This is a genomic window from Ramlibacter sp. PS4R-6, assembly GCF_037572775.1.
GTDB lineage: Bacteria > Pseudomonadota > Gammaproteobacteria > Burkholderiales > Burkholderiaceae_C > Ramlibacter.
Genome location: NZ_JBBHKA010000001.1, coordinates 1,424,460 through 1,441,630, shown reverse-complemented (window position 1 = coordinate 1,441,630; position 17,171 = coordinate 1,424,460). Strand labels below are relative to the sequence as shown.

Annotated in this window: 14 protein-coding genes; 6 read left to right on the top strand and 8 right to left on the bottom strand. The window is 67.7% G+C overall.

The window, feature by feature from the left end; translation table 11 throughout:
- Positions 1-11: 11 nt before the first annotated feature.
- From WG903_RS06970 to WG903_RS06960, 3 genes are read right to left on the bottom strand one after another with little or no spacing between them, the layout of a single operon-like run.
- Positions 12-407, bottom strand: a complete 396-nt coding sequence (locus tag WG903_RS06970; protein ID WP_340073628.1) for a DUF2147 domain-containing protein — start codon at positions 405-407, stop codon at positions 12-14.
- Positions 404-2,200, bottom strand: coding sequence for an acyl-CoA dehydrogenase C-terminal domain-containing protein (locus tag WG903_RS06965; RefSeq protein ID WP_340073626.1), 1,797 nt, complete (start codon positions 2,198-2,200; stop codon positions 404-406). The genes WG903_RS06970 and WG903_RS06965 overlap by 4 nt, the downstream gene beginning before the upstream one ends.
- A gap of 4 nt (positions 2,201-2,204) precedes the next feature.
- Positions 2,205-2,903, bottom strand: a complete 699-nt coding sequence (locus WG903_RS06960) for a TetR/AcrR family transcriptional regulator (protein ID WP_340073623.1) — start codon at positions 2,901-2,903, stop codon at positions 2,205-2,207.
- 284 nt (positions 2,904-3,187) lie between these two features.
- Between WG903_RS06960 and WG903_RS06955 the strand changes: the two genes are divergently transcribed.
- A complete protein-coding gene (locus WG903_RS06955; RefSeq protein ID WP_340073620.1) occupies positions 3,188-3,388 on the top strand; it encodes a hypothetical protein in 201 nt (66 codons plus the stop codon).
- Positions 3,389-3,392: 4 nt separating this feature from the next.
- On the opposite strand, the gene WG903_RS06950 is transcribed toward WG903_RS06955, so the two are convergent.
- The gene (locus tag WG903_RS06950; RefSeq protein WP_340073617.1) at positions 3,393-7,961 is read right to left on the bottom strand and encodes a VCBS domain-containing protein; all 4,569 of its coding nucleotides are present in this window, start codon (positions 7,959-7,961) and stop codon (positions 3,393-3,395) included.
- Positions 7,962-8,156: 195 nt separating this feature from the next.
- On the opposite strand from WG903_RS06950, the gene WG903_RS06945 reads away from it, so the two are divergent.
- A complete protein-coding gene (locus WG903_RS06945) occupies positions 8,157-10,157 on the top strand; it encodes a hybrid sensor histidine kinase/response regulator (protein ID WP_340073614.1) in 2,001 nt (666 codons plus the stop codon).
- Here the strand turns inward: WG903_RS06945 and WG903_RS06940 are convergent, their stop codons facing one another.
- From WG903_RS06940 to WG903_RS06925, 4 genes are read right to left on the bottom strand one after another with little or no spacing between them, the layout of a single operon-like run.
- The gene (locus tag WG903_RS06940) at positions 10,158-10,982 is read right to left on the bottom strand and encodes an alpha/beta hydrolase (protein ID WP_340073612.1); all 825 of its coding nucleotides are present in this window, start codon (positions 10,980-10,982) and stop codon (positions 10,158-10,160) included.
- Positions 10,979-11,827, bottom strand: a complete 849-nt coding sequence (locus WG903_RS06935; RefSeq protein WP_340073609.1) for a fumarylacetoacetate hydrolase family protein — start codon at positions 11,825-11,827, stop codon at positions 10,979-10,981. The genes WG903_RS06940 and WG903_RS06935 overlap by 4 nt, the downstream gene beginning before the upstream one ends.
- Before the next feature lie 22 nt (positions 11,828-11,849).
- Positions 11,850-12,596 (bottom strand): SDR family NAD(P)-dependent oxidoreductase, encoded by a 747-nt coding sequence (locus WG903_RS06930; RefSeq protein ID WP_340073607.1) that lies wholly within the window; start codon positions 12,594-12,596, stop codon positions 11,850-11,852.
- Positions 12,593-13,327: an SDR family oxidoreductase gene (locus WG903_RS06925; RefSeq protein WP_340073605.1), complete on the bottom strand. Its 735-nt coding sequence runs from the start codon at positions 13,325-13,327 to the stop codon at positions 12,593-12,595. Before WG903_RS06925 ends, WG903_RS06930 begins: the two co-directional genes overlap by 4 nt.
- A 115-nt stretch (positions 13,328-13,442) precedes the next feature.
- Here WG903_RS06925 and WG903_RS06920 point away from each other — a divergent pair, with 115 nt between their 5' ends.
- From WG903_RS06920 to WG903_RS06905, 4 genes are read left to right on the top strand one after another with little or no spacing between them, the layout of a single operon-like run.
- On the top strand, positions 13,443-14,156 hold the full coding sequence (locus WG903_RS06920; protein WP_340073601.1) for a FadR/GntR family transcriptional regulator: 714 nt from the start codon (positions 13,443-13,445) through the stop codon (positions 14,154-14,156).
- 38 nt (positions 14,157-14,194) lie between these two features.
- The gene (locus WG903_RS06915; protein ID WP_340073599.1) at positions 14,195-15,181 is read left to right on the top strand and encodes a sialic acid TRAP transporter substrate-binding protein SiaP; all 987 of its coding nucleotides are present in this window, start codon (positions 14,195-14,197) and stop codon (positions 15,179-15,181) included.
- Between the two features lie 47 nt (positions 15,182-15,228).
- Positions 15,229-15,768: a TRAP transporter small permease gene (locus WG903_RS06910; protein ID WP_340078207.1), complete on the top strand. Its 540-nt coding sequence runs from the start codon at positions 15,229-15,231 to the stop codon at positions 15,766-15,768.
- A gap of 7 nt (positions 15,769-15,775) precedes the next feature.
- Entirely contained in the window at positions 15,776-17,170 is a 1,395-nt protein-coding gene (locus WG903_RS06905; RefSeq protein WP_340073596.1) for a TRAP transporter large permease, read from the top strand.
- Position 17,171: the final 1 nt, after the last annotated feature.

Sequence of the window (17,171 nt, the reverse complement as noted above, 5' to 3'; positions counted from 1 at the left end):
TGTTCTCCCGGTCACTGGGCACGCACCCAGACCTGGTTTCTGTAGAAGGGGCCGAGGTAGCCGCGCACTTCGAGCTTGCGGCCCTCTTCCAGCGGCGTCAGGCGCAGGCGGTACTCGCTGCCGTTCTCGGGGTCGAGGATCTTGTTGCCGCGAATGATCTCGAGGCCCACCATCGGCTTGTCCTTGCGGTCGTCCTCGCACTTGTCGCACTTGGCGTCCGGCTTCGACGTCCTGGACAGCACCTTCTCGATGCGGCCGGAAACGACGCCGTTCGATTCGGCGATGCGAATCTCCGCCTTTACCTCGCCGGTCTTGTCGTCGACGTTGCGCCACAGGCCGACGGGCGTCGGCTGCGCGAACACCGGCAGGGCGGCGAGCGCCGCGCACACGATCAGCGAACGCCTCATGCCAGCGCGAGGTCCGTGTCCATCAGCGGCTTCAGGCCCGCGCGCGCGGTGCGCATCAGCGTCGCCGTCTCGGGGAACAGCTTGGCGAAGTAGAAGCGCGCCGTCTGCAGCTTGGCCTGGTAGAACGGGTCGGTGTTGCCGGCCGCGATCTCGCGCAGCGCCACCTGCGCCATGCGCGCCCAGAAGTAGCCGAACACGAGGTGGCCGGCCACGCGCAGGTAGTCGACCGCGGCGGCGCCCACTTCATCGGGGTTCTGGAAAGCCTTGAAGCCGATCTCGGTGGTGAACTTGGTCATCTGGTCGCCCAGGTAGGCGATCGGGTTGATGAACTCGGCCATCTTCTCGTTGACGCCCTCTTCCTCGACCAGCTGCGCCACCATCTTGCCGAACTTCTTCAGCGTTGCGCCGTTGTTGCCCAGCACCTTGCGGCCGAGCAGGTCCAGCGACTGCACGGTGTTCGTGCCTTCGTAGATCATGTTGATGCGGGCGTCGCGCACGAACTGCTCCATGCCCGACTCCTTGATGTAGCCGTGGCCGCCGAACACCTGCATGCAGGCCGACGTGGCGATCCAGCCGTTGTCGGTGATGAAGGCCTTGACGATCGGCGTGAGCAGCGCGACGAGTTCCTCGGCTTCCTTGCGGACCTTCTCGTCGGGGTGGTGCAGTTCCTTGTCGATCAGGAACGCGCAGTACAGCGACAGCGCGCGGCCGCCCTCGGCATAGGCCTTCGCGGTCAGCAGCATCTTGCGCACGTCGGGGTGCACGATGATCGGGTCGGCCGGCTTGTCCTTGGCCTTCGGGCCCGACAGCGAGCGCATCTGGATGCGGTCCTTCGCATAGGCCAGCGCGTTCTGGAAGGCGACTTCGGTCAGCCCCAGCGACTGCATGCCGACGCCGATGCGCGCGGCGTTCATCATCACGAACATGGCCTGCAGGCCCTTGTTGGGCTCGCCCACCAGCGTGCCCACCGCGTCTTCGAGCTGCAGCTGCGCGGTCGAATTGCCGTGGATGCCCATCTTGTGCTCCAGGCCCGTGCAGTAGATGCCGTTGCGCGAGCCGAGCGAGCCGTCCTTGTTCACGTTGAACTTGGGCACGATGAAGAGCGAAATGCCCTTGCTGCCCTTCGGTGCGTCCGGCAGGCGCGCGAGCACGAGGTGGATGATGTTGGACACCATGTCGTGCTCGCCGGCGCTGATGAAGATCTTGTTGCCGGTGATCTTGTAGGTGCCGTCGGGCTGCGGCTCGGCCTTCGTGCGCAGCATGCCCAGGTCGGTGCCGCAGTGCGGCTCGGTCAGGCACATCGTGCCCGTCCACTCGCCGCTCGTGAGCTTGGGCAGGTAGGTTTTCTTCTGCTCGTCGGTGCCATGCGCATGCAGCGCTTCATAGGCGCCGTGCGTCAGGCCCGGATACATCGTCCACGCCTGGTTGGCGGAGTTGAGCATCTCATAGAAGCACTGGTTCACCACGATCGGCAGGCCCTGGCCGCCGTACTCGGGGTCGCACGACAGCGCCGGCCAGCCGCCTTCGACGTACTTGTGGTACGCCTCCTTGAAGCCGGTGGGGGTCTTCACTTCGTGCGTCTTCTGGTCGAGCTTGCAGCCCTCCTCGTCGCCCGTGCGGTTCAGCGGGAAGGTCACTTCGCTGGCGAACTTGCCGCCTTCCTCGAGGATGGCATTGATGGTGTCCACGTCCGTTTCGGCGTGGCGCGGCATCGCCTTGTATTCGTCGGCGACCTTGAACACTTCGTGCATGACGAACTGCATGTCGCGGATGGGCGGGGTGTAGGCGGGCATGGTGTTACTCCTTCGGAGACTTCGTGGGTTTCTTGCTGGCGCGCGCGGGCGGCGCTTCCTTGCCCGCGCCGTAGCGGCGCAGGATGTTCTCGAAGCCGCGGTTGGCGCGCGCGTACGCGCCGGCGTCCTTGAGGAAGCGCGCTTCGTAGTGCAGCGCGAGGATGAGGCCGTGGATCTCGAAGAGCATCTGCTCTTCCTCCACGTCGGTGTCGAGGTGCCCTTCGGCCATGGCCGACTGGATGGCGCGCTTCATGGCCGAGTGCCAGGTGCGCACCGAGCTGGCGAGCGCGTCGCGCACCGGGCCCGGCCGGTCGTCGAACTCGACGGCGCCGGAGATGTAGATGCAGCCCGAGTCGATCTCCACCGAGGTGCGCTTCATCCAGTTGGCGAAGAGCTGGCGCAGGCGGGGCAGGCCGCGGCCCTCGCGCATGGCCGGGTAGAACACCTCTTCCTCGAAGCGGCGGTGGTACTCGCGGATGACGGAGATCTGCAGCTCTTCGCGCGAGCCGAAGTGGGCGAACACGCCCGACTTGCTCATTTGCGTGACCTCGGCCAGCGCGCCGATGGACAGGCCCTCCAGGCCGATCTGGGTGGCCAGGCCGAGCGCCGCGTCGACGATCGCCGCCTTGGTCTGCTGGCCTTTCTGCAAGGCCCGGCCCTCGCGCTGGGCGCGGCCGCGGGCCGGCAATTCGGTGACGGACATGGTTGTCAAATAAAACGAACGGTCGTTCTATTTTGCATGAATCCGTGAATTGCGTGCGTCTTTGTGGCGCTCTAGAGGGGCGTTCCTAGGCTGGTGTCGGGGAAACCCTGATGGCTCAGCCGTATCCCGCCTGCACGCCGGTCGGAGCCGTCCTATGCACGCAGGCTGTGCGCCCACGTCACGAATCGCTACAGACCGAGACCCGGCGTGGTCGTCCGCTTATGGGGAAGGCGCGTTGGAACAACCATAGTGAAGGCGTTACTTAGGAAGGCATGAGGCCCGCAATGAACCAACCGTGCAACGATTTCCAGCTGCGCTTCCAGTCGCTGTTCGATCCTGGCCGCGGTTTCGCCTTCCCGTGCGACGAGCAGGGCCACGTGGACCTCGACGCGCTGAGCGAGAAGGCGCGCAACAACTACCTGTACGCGCGCGCCATGATCGGCCGCGAAGTCGCGACGCCGGCCGTGTGCCCGGCGCTGCACTGATCGTTCAGGCCTGCGGCGGATCCCAGGAACCCACGACGGTCACCACGACGTCCTGGTAAGTCACCCCACCGAATGCATCGCGGATCGCGACGGTGATCGTGTCGGTCGCCGTCTCGCCTTCGTCCAGCGCCGCTGCGCGCTGGCTGTCCACGGTGTACGTCCAGTAGCCGTACTGCGGCGACATCAGCTTGAAATCCCCGTAAGCGCCTTCGTTCACCGCGGTGAACTGCAACGGCTGCCAGCCGCCGCCGAAAGGGTCGGGGTCGTGCGCTTCGATGATGCCGGTGACGGTCTGCTCGATCCCCACGCCGAAGGTCGCGTCCAGCTGCCCGTCCGCCGTGTACCGAGCGGCAGCCGGGTCCCACCCATACGTCGATTCGCTGGTGGCGCCCGCGAGCAGGATGGTGCCGTCGGCGCCCAGCGTCAGTTGCATCACGAAGTCGTCGCGGCCCGCGCCCGAAATGTCGGTGACGGTGGCGCCATTGGTGCCGAAAGACGTGTCGACGCTGCCGTCCGCCAGGTAGCGGGCCACCATGAAGTCGTTGGTGTTGCCCAGGTAGCCGGCCGGCTGGCCGGCGACCAGGATGCGGCCCTGCGCGTCGAGCTGCACGGCCTGCAGGCCCGGCCACACCTGCGTATGCAAGGTGCCGCCGGCGCCGAACGACTCGTCGAGGCTGCCGTCCGCGTTCAGCGCGGTGAGCATGGCGTGCGCGTGCTGCAGGCCATCGCCGGGCACGGTCGACGACAGGATGATCCGGCCGTCGCTGCCCACCGTGAGGCTGGTGCCCCAGATGGAAGAAGCCGGGAGCGCGACGTCGGCGGCCCCGGCGTCGCCGAACGAGGCGTCGGCCGTGCCGTCCGAAAGGAAGCGCTGCACGTGCAGTTCGTAAGCGTACGTCCCTTCATTCCACTGCGCGGCCGACAGGTAGATGCGGCCATTGACGTCGACCGAGACCTGCTGTTCGAAGGAACCGCGCGGCACCTGAAGGACCCCGCCCGTGCCGAACGACGTGTCGAGGCTGCCGTTCTCGTTCAGCCGCGCGACCACGGGCGCCATGTCGGAACCGCCGCCCGACAGCGTCACCAGCAGCTTGCCGTCGGCCGCGAAGTACGCCCTGTACCCGTAGTCGTACGAACCGCCGAAGTCCAGTGCGACCACGCCACCCGTGCCGAACGAGTTGTCGAGGCTGCCGTCCGCCAGCACGCGCATCACGGCTGCGTCGGTGCGTGCATTGCCGTAGTCGGTGAGGGTGTAACCCACGGCCACCGCCCGCCCCTGCGCGTCGACCTGCAGGGAGCTGGCCGAGATCGGGGAGTTGAAGATGGCCTGCCCGCCCTGCCCGTAGTCGGTGTCCAGGCTGCCATCCGGGTTGAAGTGGGACAGCGTGCGGATCGTGTAGCCGGGGAACTGCTCCACGTCGCTGAGCACGACCAGGCCGCCTGCCGGATCGGCAGCGATCAGGCCGGCGTAGCCGCTGCCGTCGCTGCGGTCGATGACGAGCGTGCCGTTGGGCGCGGGCAGTTCGTGCACCGTCGCCGTCAGCGTGCTCGACGGGTCGATCACCGGCGTCTCGTTGCCGCCGTACACGGTGATGGCAATGGCCTGCGTCGCGCTGCCGCCATGGCCGTCCGACACGGTGGCGTACACGGTGTCGACGGCGCTCTGGCCCATCGCCAGCGGGTCGGACTTGACCGCGTCCACCACGTAGGTCCAGTGGCCCGTGGCGTCGACCGTGAAGCTGCCGTACTGGCCGTCGCCCTGCGACGACCACGTCAGGGTGTCGCCGTTGTCCTTGTCCCAGGCCATCAGCGAGCCCGTGGCCGTCGTGGGAGGCGGCGGCATCTCCGGCGGGAACCCGCCGGGCTCGATCACCTGGCCGGTCGTGTCGCCCATCGCGATGATGGGGTCGTCGTTGCGGCCCGCGACCACGACCTGCAGCAGCGAGAACGTGCCGTCGGTGGTGAAGGCGCCGAACATGTCCGTGAGCGTCTGCCCTTCGGCTAGCGATTCGATCGTCCAGGGGTTGGCCTGTGACGACCACGTCCAGTGGCCCGCGGCGTCCACGTTGAACTGGCCGAATTGGCCGCTGCCGGTCCCGCTGTTGGGCTGCACGGCGTTCTCGCCGGCATCGGCGTCGTGCAGGCCCATGTCCGCATCGAGCACGAGGTGGCCGGCGGCGTCGAAGCTGTCTTCGTCGGCGATGAGCGTGGTGGTGCCGGTGAACTGCGCGGCGTCGTTGACGCCATGCAAGGTGACGGACAGCACCTGCTCGGCGGTGCCGTCGATGCTGGTGACCGTGAGCGTGTCCACCAGGGTGTCGCCTTCGCCCAGCGACTGCACCACGGCGGCGGCGTTGTCGATCGCATACGACCACGTGCCATCCGCCGCGACGTCGAACACGCCGCCCGCGGAACCGGCCGCGCCGCTGCGCGCCACCAGCTGCGACTGGCCGGCGTCGGGGTCGCTCACCGTGAGCACGCCGCCCGCATGCAGCGTCGCGCCCATGTCTTCCAGCACGTGGCCTTCGGACGCGCCGCCGATGACGGCGGCATCGTTGGTGCCTTGCACGTCGAAGGACAAGGTGCGCGTACCGCTCGCGCCGTGCGAATCCCGCACTTGCACCGTGAAGGTGTCGCCGACACGCTGGCCTTGCGTGAGCGGGTCGGTGCGGCCGTCGTCCAGGTCGTAGTGCCAGTTGCCCGCCGCGTCGAGCGTCAGCGCGCCCCACTGCCCTTGCTGCGTGCCCGCGACCCACGTCAGCGCGTCGCCTTCCGGGTCGCTCGCCGAAGCCGCGACGCTGCCCGCGCTGGTGCGCACGCCAGCGACGCCCGCGCCCGCTTCGACCAGCGGCGCCAACGCCACCTGCGAGCCGGAGACGACCGGCGCGTCGTTCGCGCCCCAGATCATCACGCGCACCTGGTGCGGCGTGACAGCGCCTTGCGGGTCGCGCACGTCCACCGCGATCGTGTCCTGCAGCGAGCCGAAATCGCCCAGCGCCTGAACCGCGGCGTTGGCGTTGTCCAGGACGTAGGTCCAGTGGCCGTCGCTCGTGAGCTGCAGCGAGCCGTACGTTCCCTGGCCGGCGAGCGAGAACGTCACCGCTTCCCCGTCGACGTCGAAGGCGGCGATGGTGTCCGCGAAGACGGCCGTGCCCGCCCCCGCCGCGCCCGCCTCGGTGACGATGCCGAAGGGGCTGACCGCGATCGGCGCATCGTTGGCGCCTTGGACCGTCACCGTCACCGTGCGGTTGACCGCGTGGCCCGCCGCGTCGGTCACCGTGTACTTGAATGTGTCCTGCGCGGAGGCGCCGGCCTTCAGCATCTCGAAACGCCCCGTGGGGTCGTAGCGGAAGGAAGCGCCCTCCAGCGTGACGTTGCCGCGGGTTCCCGCGGCGTCGATCGCGTACGTCAGCGTGTCGCCCGGTGTGGGGTCCGTCGCGTTGGCAGCGATGAGCACTGAGGGACCGTCTTCGGACACCGTGGCCTGCAGGTTCGACGCGACCGGTTCGTTGTTTACGTCGCGCACGGTGACCGCCAGCACCTGGTCCGTCGCGCCGCCGTTGCCGTCGCTCGCGCGCACGCGCACGCTGTAGCTGGGCGCATGCGCGCCTTCGAAATCCGGCGCGGTGACGAAGCGCAGTGCGCCCGTCGCCGCATCGATGCTGAAGAGCGCGTTGTCCGCGCTCCCCGCGCCGCTCACGAGGCTGTAGGTGATGCCCTGCGGGGCACCGGCTTCGCGGTCGGGATCGTAGGCCGCGACGGTGCCCACCGCCGCCTGGTCTTCGTCGATGGCGAAGGCGGCCGGGCTGGTGATCACCGGCGCGTCGGCTTCGCCTTCGATGTGGATCGACGTCACGCGCTGCGCCGATTCGCCCGTGGGATCGGTGATGCGCAGCGTGACGAGCCGGTTGTCGGTGGGGCTGTCGTCCGTGTTGGTCACCTGCAGGTTGTCGATCAGCTTGTCGACCACCGCCTGCGTGGCGTTGGCGTTGAACGTGACTTTCAGGTCCGTGCCATTGCCGTCGAGGGCGGCGTCGAGGGTGCCGATGGTCGTCGCCACGCCGGCGGTGAACGCGTACTTCACCTCGCGCGTGGCGGCGTTGTAGCTGAATTGGCCGAGGCCCGTACCCGCGAAACGGATCGCGAGCAGGTCGTGGCCGTCGCCGCCGTAAACGGTGGAGGTGCTGTCCTGCAGCAGCAGCGAGCCGCCGCCGTAGTTGCCCTTGTCGGCATCGCTGAAAGTGAGCCCGCCGAAGACGCCGATCGGACCGGCGCCTTCCGTGGCGAGGACCGACAGGGAAGTGCCCGACAGCACGGGCGCGCTCGCCTTCTTCGAGTCGGCCGCGGCTACTGAGCCCGTGATCGGGCTGTAGACCGTGCCTTCCGGGCCGGTCCCCGCCACGCGGTAGGCGCGGCCGACGGCATTGGCCGGGATGGTGAACGTGGCGCTGCCAGCCGCGCCCACGTTGGTCCAGACCCCATTTGCCAGGACCTGCCACTGCAGCCCCGTGACGCCGCCCACTGCCCATGCCTGCAGGGTCGCGCCCGCGACCAGGCGCCCGTCGATGCTCAAGCCAACACCAGCCATTGTTTTCTCCTCCCCTTGGGAGGACCGATTCTGTTAAACGAATGGTTTCAAGTCAATGACAATGTATAGGCCTAAACAGCCAACGGTTGTATCCGTCACGAATGCACCTTAAGCCGATCCCCTAGGGGCCCGGCGCGGATTCCCTAGGGGTGGCGCGGGACGCGAACTTACCTTTGCGCCATGCGAATCAAGAACCTCACCGTCGGCGCCCAGCTCGCCCTGGGCTTCGGGATCATCGTGGCGCTGGTGGTGGCGAGCAGCGCGGTGCTGTGGCTGGAGGGCTCGCGCTTCGAACGCCGGGCCCTCGACGTGCACCAGAACCTGCTGGGCTCCGTCGCGATTGCCGAGGCCGAGAGCGCGCTGTGGGAGCTTCGCTACGGCTTTCCGCAATACATGGTCGGCGATGCGCAGGTGCGCGAGAAGATCGTGGCGGACGACCGGCGGTTGCGGGCCCTGATCGCGCAGAAACTGGACGAATTCGAGCGCACGGCGTCGACGCAGGAAGAGCGCGAGGCGCTGGGCGCACTGCGGGGCGTGTACGCCCAATACGTCGCGGCGCGGCCGCGCTGGTTCGAACTGCAGTCGCAGGGCCGTACCGAAGAAGCGCGCGAATGGCGTGCCGCGACGACCTTGCCGCTGGGCGCCCGCGCGGTGGACGCCTTGCTGCACCTGGCACGGGTGCAGAAGGCCATGAGCGTGCGCGAACACGAAGCCGCCATGCGCGAGCTGCACGTCATCCAGAACACGATGGCGGCGCTGGCGCTGGTGGCCGTCCTCGCCGGGATCGCGATCGCCCTCGCCATCGTGCGCAACCTGCACCGCCAGCTCGGCGGCGAGCCCGGTTACGCGAAGTCGGTCGCGCGCCGCATCGCGGGCGGCGACCTCACGACCGACGTGAACACACGCCCCGGCGACGACAGCAGCCTGCTCGCCGAGATGAAGACCATGCGCGACGGCTTGCGCCGCGTGGCCGAACTGGAGCGCGCGAAGGCGGTCGCCGAAGCGGCGACGGAAGCCAAGACGCGCTTTCTCTCGAACATGAGCCACGAGATCCGCACGCCGATGAACGCCATCATCGGCCTGTCGCACCTGGCGCTGAAGGGCGAGCTGGCGCCGCGGCAGCGCGACTACATCCAGAAGGTGCACAGCGCCGGCTCGCACCTGCTGGGCATCGTGAACGACATCCTGGACTTCTCGAAGGTGGAAGCCGGCGCGCTGGAACTCGTCGACGCCGACTTCGACCTGGCCGAACTCGTCGCCTCGACCACCGACCTGCTCAACGCCGAGTGCGAGCGCAAGCAGCTGGACCTGGAGGTCGACGTGGGCCCGAGCCTGCCCACGCGCTACTTCGGCGATTCGCTGCGCCTGGCGCAGGTGCTCCTGAATTTCGCGAACAACGCGGTGAAGTTCACCGAGCGCGGCAGCGTCGTCATCGGCGTGCGCGGGCGCGAGCTGGCCACGGGCGACTGGCAGCTGGAGTTCCGCGTGCGCGACAGCGGCATCGGCCTGTCGCCCGAGCAGGTCGGGCGCCTGTTCCAGAGCTTCTCGCAGGCCGACAGCTCGACGACGCGCAAGTACGGCGGCACCGGCCTGGGCCTGGCGATCAGCAAGAAGCTGGTGGAGCTGATGGGCGGCGAAGTCGGCGTGGAAAGCAGCGCGGGCGCGGGCAGCACGTTCTGGTTCAAGGTCACGCTGCCGGTGGCGAAGACGCGCGCGGACACACGCGACGAAGCCTTCGCCGACCTGCCCGACCTGTCGGCCCAGCGCGGCGCGCGCGTGCTGCTGGTGGAAGACAACGACATCAACCAGATCGTCGCGCGCGAACTGCTGGAGGAAGCCGGCATGCGCGTGGAAGTCGCCGACAACGGCCAGCTGGCGCTCGAAGCGCTCGAACGCGGCCGCTTCGACCTGGTGTTCATGGACATGCAGATGCCGGTGATGGACGGCCTGGCCGCCACGCGCGCCATCCGCAAGATCGCGCGCCATGCCGCGCTGCCCATCGTGGCCATGACGGCCAACGCGATGGGTGCCGACCGCGCCGCCTGCCTCGCAGCGGGGATGGACGACGTGGTCACCAAGCCCATCGACCCGCACGTGCTGTGGGACGCGCTGGGCCGCTGGATCGAGGCGCGCCCGGCCGCCACGCGCTCGACGCGCCCGGCGTCGCTCACCAGCATCTGATCAGGGGCCCCAGCGCTTCAGCGCTTCCTCGAAGGCCGGCAGGTCCGAGCCGACGTGGTCGGCCGAGAACGACACGAACTGCAGGTCGAGCCCCGCGTAGTGGTGGCCGGCCATCTGGGTGTAGAGCGAATTCACGAATGCGCCGTTGGTGTTGGTGCCCGGCGTGGCCGCGGCCAGGAACAGCACCAGCGGCACGTTGGCGCCTTGCACCTGCGCCGCCAGCGCGGCCTCCGCCGGCGCGAGTGCGCCATCGGGGCCATTGGCCTCCGTCGACCAGAACTGCTTGAACGTCGCGTTGCCCGTCGCCTCGTAGGTGAAGCAAAGGAAGGTGATCGTGCCGCCGTACGACAGCCCGTTGAGGATGCGATTGCCCGCCTGTGTGCGGTACTGCGAATCGATGCGCGGCACGAGCTCCTTCGTGAGGAACTCGTGGTACGCCACCGAGCCCGGCGGCAGGAAGTCGGTGTTGCGGCGCGCGGTGCCGCCGATGCCGACGAGGATGGCCGCGGTGCCGCGCCGCTGCAGCACCTCCTTGAGCGCCGTGAAGCGCGTGACGCTGGGGTTGCTCGCGGCGAGGTAGCCGAAGCGCGCGTCGCCGTCGACCGCGTAGATCACCGGCAGCCGCGCCGAGGCACTGGCGTCGTACTGCGGCGGCACGTAGACGTCGATCGGGTAGAGCGCGCCGGTGTTCGACGACGTGATGTTGAACGACTCGAGGCGGCCCACCTGCGGCACGCCCTCGCCGCCGCTGCCGCTTCCTCCCCCGCCGCAAGCCGCGAGTGCGAGGCCTGCGGCGATGAGGAGGATGCGGCGCAGCGCGTTCACGCCTTGAAGGCGACCACCTGCTGGCGCTGCTCGCCCAGCCCCTCGATCCCGAGCGTCATCACGTCGCCGCGCTTCAGGTAGGTCGGCGGCTTCATGCCCAGGCCCACGCCGGGCGGCGTGCCGGTGGTGATCACGTCGCCGGGCATCAGCGTCATGAAGTGGCTGACGTAGCTCACGAGCTTGGCCACGTCGAAGATCATGGTGCGCGTGTTGCCCTTCTGCATGCGCTTGCCGTTGACGTCCAGCCACATGTCCAGGCGCTGCACGTTTTCGATCTCGTCGGGCGTGACCAGCCACGGGCCGATGGGGCCGAAGGTGTCGCAGCCCTTGCCCTTGTCCCACTGCGGGCCGCGCTCGAGCTGGTACTCGCGCTCGCTCACGTCGTTCACCACGCAATAGCCGGCGACGTATGCCAGCGCGTCCTTCTTGGCGACGTAGCGTGCGCGCGCGCCGATGACGACGCCCAGCTCCACTTCCCAGTCGGTTTTGACCGAACCGCGCGGCAGCATCACGGCGTCGTTGGGGCCCTGGATGCAGCTCGTGGCCTTCATGAATACCACCGGCTCCTTCGGGATCGGCACGCCCGACTCGGCGGCATGGTCCGCGTAGTTGAGGCCGATGGCGATGAACTTGCCCACGCCGTTCACGCACGCGCCGATGCGCGGGTTGCCGCGCACCAGCGGCAGCTTGGCCGGGTTGGCCTTGCGCAGCTTGGCCATCGCCACCGCGCCCAGTTGCGCGGGCCCGATGTCGGGCACGATGCCCGAGAGGTCACGGATCTTGCCCTCGGCGTCGAGCAGGCCCGGCTTTTCCTTGCCGGGGGCGCCATAGCGAAGCAGCTTCATTTCTTCTTTCCTTCTTGGGGGTTCAGTAGGTGGCGCGGCCGCCGGACAGGTCGAACGTCGCGCCCGTGGAGAACGAGCAATCCTCGGTGCACAGCCACGCCACCATCGCGGCGATCTCCTCGGGCGTGCCGAAGCGGCCCATCGGGATCTTCGACAGCATGAACTGAATGTGCTGCTCGGTCATCTGGTCGAAGATCGCGGTCTTCACCGCCGCGGGCGTCACGCAGTTCACGCGGATCTGCGTGTCGGCCAGCTCCTTGCCGAGCGACTTCGTCAGGCCGATCACCGCCGCCTTGCTCGCGCTGTACGCGCTGGCGTTGGGGTTGCCGTCCTTGCCCGCAACCGAAGCGATGTTGACGATGCGGCCGTAGCCGGCGTCGCGCATCACCGGCACGATTTCGCGGCAGCACATGAACAGGCCCGTGAGGTTCACGTCCATCACCTGCCGCCACGCATCGACCGGGTACTCCCACAATTTGGTGTTGGGCCCCGTGATGCCCGCGCTGTTCACCAATGCGTCGATGCGGGGCGAGACCTTCAGCGTCGCTTTCACCGCGCCTTGCACCGAAGCGTGGTCCGCCACGTCCACGAGCGCAAAGGAAGCGCCCTTCCCCAGTCGCGCGGTAGCCTCCGATGCGCCCTTCTCGTCGCGATCCCACACGGTGACGGTACCGCCCGAAGCGAGCAGCCGCTGCGCAATCGCAAACCCGAGGCCGGTGGCCCCGCCCGTGACGACCGCATGCCGTCCCTTGAAATCCAGCTGGTTCATATCGTGATGCCTCCATCGATGGCGTAGGTCTGTCCCGTGACGAAGGTCGATTCGTCGCTGGCGAGGAAGACCACCAGCGGCGCGATCTCCTCGGCCTTGGCGAGCCGCCCCATCGGCTGGCGCGCGATGAAGGCCTTGCGCGCCGCCTCGGGGTCGGGGTTCGCGTTGATGCGCTCGCCGAGCGACGGCGTATCCACCGTGCCGGGGCAGATCGCATTGCAGCGGATGCCGTCGGCGACGTAGTCGGCCGCCACGCTCTTCGTCAGGCCGATCACCGCCGCCTTGGTCGTGCCGTAGATGAAGCGGTTGGGCAGGCCCTTGATGCTGGAGCACACGCTGGCCATGTTGATGATGCTGCCGCGGCCGGCGGCGACCATGCGCGGCAGCGCCGACTGGATCGCCCAGAACTGCGCGCGCACGTTCAGGTTGAGCGCGAAATTCCATTCATCGTCGGTGGCCTGCAGCGCGGTGCCGCTGTGCACGAAGCCCGCGCAGTTGAAGAGCACGTCCAGCGCCGGCATCGACGTCACAGCCTTTGCGATGGCCGCCTTGTCCAGGACGTCGAGCTTCAGCGTGCGCACGCGCTGCACGCCTTCGTACGAGGCCAGCAACTGCTCGTTGATGTCGGTGGCCAGCACCGTGGCGCCTTCGGCGGCGAGCGCCAGCACGCTGGCTCTGCCGATACCTTGGCCCGCGGCCGTGACGAGGATGTGTTTTCCTTGCAATCGCATGGAGCGCCTTCGGGTTTTGCCGGATGCCCGGCCCTGGGTTTGGCTCGATATTAATTGGTCTGACCACTTGGCCAATCAGCATAAGCCCGTAGCTTTCCCGTACGCGCCTTCCAGCATGCCCCTCCAGACCCTCGAGCCCCAGCGCCTGTACCGGCAAATCGCCGAGCAGTTGCGCGCACTGATGACGCAGGGCGAATTCAAGCCCGGCGCGCGGCTGCCGGCCGAACGCGACCTGGCCAAGCAGATGGGCGTGAGCCGCCCTTCCGTGCGCGAGGCGCTGATCGCGCTGGAAGTCGAAGGCTGGGTCGAGGTGCGCACCGGCTCGGGCGTGTTCGTGCTCGACCGCGCGCAGCAGAAGATCGAAACGCGCAAGGTCGCCGACGACGAATGGGGGCCGCTGGAGATCATCCGCGCGCGGCGCTTGATCGAAGGCGAGATCGCCGCGCTGGCCGCCGCGCATGCGAAACGCAAGGACATCCAGGCCATCCGCGAAGCGATCGACCTGATGCACGAGGACACCGAGCGCGGCATCGCGCCGACGGCCGGCGACCGCGCCTTCCACACCGCCATCGCCGAGGCCGCGGGCAACGCCGTGCTTGTGGACACCGTGCGCACCTTCTGGGACGCGCGCCGCGGCCCGCTGTTCGAGCGCCTGGGCGACTACTTCGAGAACGTGCCGTCGTGGCGCACGGCCATCGGCGAGCACGAGGCGATCCTCGAGGCGATCCGCGCGCACGACGCCGAAGCCGCGCGCGAGGCGATGCACGCCCACATGGACAAGTCGCACGCCCGCTTCTCGGCGAGTTGGTCCAAGGCCAACCCGCACTGATTCCTTCCCCCCAAGCAAGACACCCTAGGAGACAGACGATGGACAAGCGTTCCACTTTGAAACTGGCGGCCTGTGCCGTCGCGATCGCCGCCGCCTTCGGCATGCCCACGCTGGCGCAGGCGCAGACCAAGCTGAAGTTCGCGCACGTGTACGAGACGTCCGAGGCGTACCACAAGTACGCGCTGTGGGCGGCCGACGAGATCAAGAAGCGCACCAACGGCCGCTACGAGATGCAGGTGTTCCCGGCCTCCACGCTGGGCAAGGAATCGGACATCAACCAGGGCCTGACGCTGGGCACGGTGGACGTGATCCTCACCGGCGCCAGCTTCGCGGCGCGCAGCTACACGCCGCTGGCGATCAGCTACTTCCCCTTCATCTTCCGCGACGCCGAGCACCAGTTGAAGTACGCCTCGAGCGACACCTTCAAGGAACTCGCCGCCGGCTACGACAAGGTCAGCGGCAACCACATCGTTGCGCTCACGTACTACGGCGCGCGCCACGTCACCTCGAACAAGCCGGTGTCCAAGCCCGAGGACATGAAGGGCCTGAAGATCCGCGTGCCGGACGCGCCGGCCTACCTGGCGTTCCCGAAGGCCCTGGGCGCGAACCCGACGCCGATCGCCTTCGCCGAGGTCTACCTCGCGCTGCAGAACGGCACCGTGGATGCACAGGAGAACCCGCTGCCCACCATCGAGGCCAAGAAGTTCTACGAAGTGCAGAAGAACATCTCGCTGACGGGCCACATCGTCGATTCGCTGCTGACGGTGGTGTCGGGCTCCACTTGGGCCAAGTTGTCGGACGCCGACAAGAAGATCTTCGCCGACACGCTGCATGAGGCGGCCGAGAAGTGCAGCCGCGAGATCGCCGCGACCGAGGCGAAGCTGGCCGACGACTTCAAGAAGCGCGGCATCAACGTGATCAGCGTGGACAAGAACGCGTTCCGCGACGCCGTGCTCAAGACCACCAAGCCCGCCGACCTGGGCTACCGCCAGGCGGACTACGACAAGATCGTCAATCTCAAGTGAGCGCTGCCGTCCCCGAGCGCAGCGTGATCGACGACCTCCCCCGGGTGATGGGGGAGGACGGCGAGTTCCACGCCACCGACGAAGCCGTCGACTTCTCCGGCGTGCCGAGGGAGGCGTGGGTGGCCCTGGGCTTCTTCTGGATCCTGGGGCTGACGGTCTTCTACCAGTTCTTCACGCGCTACGTGATGAACGACTCCGCGTCGTGGACGGAGGAGATCGCGCGCTACCTGCTCATCGCCACGGTGTTCACGGGCGCCGTGATCGGCGTGGCCAAGAACAACCACATCCAGGTGGACTTCTTCTACCGCCACATGCCGCGCGCGATGGGTTTCTGGCTGTCGCGCCTGGTCGACGCGCTTCGCATCCTGTTCTTCGCCACCGCGGTGGTGCTCACCATCCAGATGATGATGCGCCTGGGTTCGACGACGCGCATGACCATCGTCGACCTTCCGATGAACCTGGTCTACGGCGTGTGCCTGTTCGGCTTCGCGCTGATGCTGGTTCGCTCCGTCTGGGTCGCGCGCGTGCATTGGAAGCGTGGCTACAGCGTGCTCGAACGCGTCGAATCCACGATGGAAGACCGCTAAGGACCCCATGCTCAAGATCGTCTTCCTGTTCCTGATGTCGGGCGGACTGCCGGTGGCGATTGCCATGGCCGGCGCGTCGCTGATCTACCTGTTCTGGGCGCAGACCACGCCGCCTTTCGTGGTGATCCACCGCATGGTGAGCGGCATCGACAGCTTCCCGCTGCTGGCGGTGCCCTTCTTCATCCTGGCCGGCAACCTGATGAACAACGCCGGCATCACCAACCGCATCTACAACTTCGCGCTGGCGCTGGTGGGCTGGCTCAAGGGCGGCCTCGGTCACGTCAACGTGCTGGGCTCGGTGATCTTCGCCGGCATGAGCGGCACGGCGATCGCCGACGCCGCGGGCCTGGGCACGATCGAAATCAAGGCGATGAAGGACCACGGCTACGACACGGAGTTCGCCGTGGGCGTCACGGCCGCATCGGCCACGCTGGGCCCGATCATCCCGCCGTCGCTGCCCTTCGTGATCTACGGGATGATGGCCAACGTCAGCGTGGGCGCCCTGTTCCTCGCCGGCATCCTGCCGGGCATCCTGATGGCCGTGCTGATGATGATCACGGTGGCGTACTACGCGCACAAGAACGGCTGGGGCGCGGACGTCAAGTTCGACTGGCATCGCCTGGGCAAGGCGCTGGGCGAAACCGCGGTGGTCATCGTCTGGCCGCTGGCGCTGTGGCTGCTGATCGTGAAGGTGGGCCTGCCCGCGCAGCCCACGGTGCTCACGGGCATCGTGCTGCTGTTCGCTGCGGACAAGGCGTTCAAGTTCCAGGCGGTGCTGCCCATCATGACGCCGGTGCTGCTGATCGGCGGCATGACCACGGGCGTGTTCACACCGACCGAGGGCGCGATCGCCGCCTGCGTGTGGGCGATGGCGCTGGGCCTGTTCTGGTACCGCACGCTCACGTGGAAGATGTTCGTGAAGGTATGCCTCGACACGGTCGAGACGACGTCCACGGTGCTCTTCATCGTCGCCGCCGCCAGCATCTTCGGCTGGATGCTCACGGCCACCGGTGTGACGACCGCGATCTCGCAGTGGGTGCTGGGCTTCACCAAGGAAGCCTGGGTGTTCCTGCTGCTGGCCAACCTGCTGATGCTGTTCGTCGGCTGCTTCCTGGAGCCGACGGCGGCCATCACGATCCTGGTGCCCATCCTCGCGCCCATCTGCCAGCAGCTGGGCATCGACCTCGTGCACTTCGGCCTGGTGATGGTGCTGAACCTGATGATCGGCCTACTGCACCCGCCGATGGGCATGGTGCTGTTCGTGCTGGCCCGCGTGGCCAAGCTGTCGGTGGAGCGCACGACCATGGCGATCCTGCCGTGGCTGGTGCCGCTGCTCGGCTCGCTGGTGATCATCACGTACTTCCCGAAGCTGGTGCTCTGGCTGCCCAAGCAATTCTTCTGAA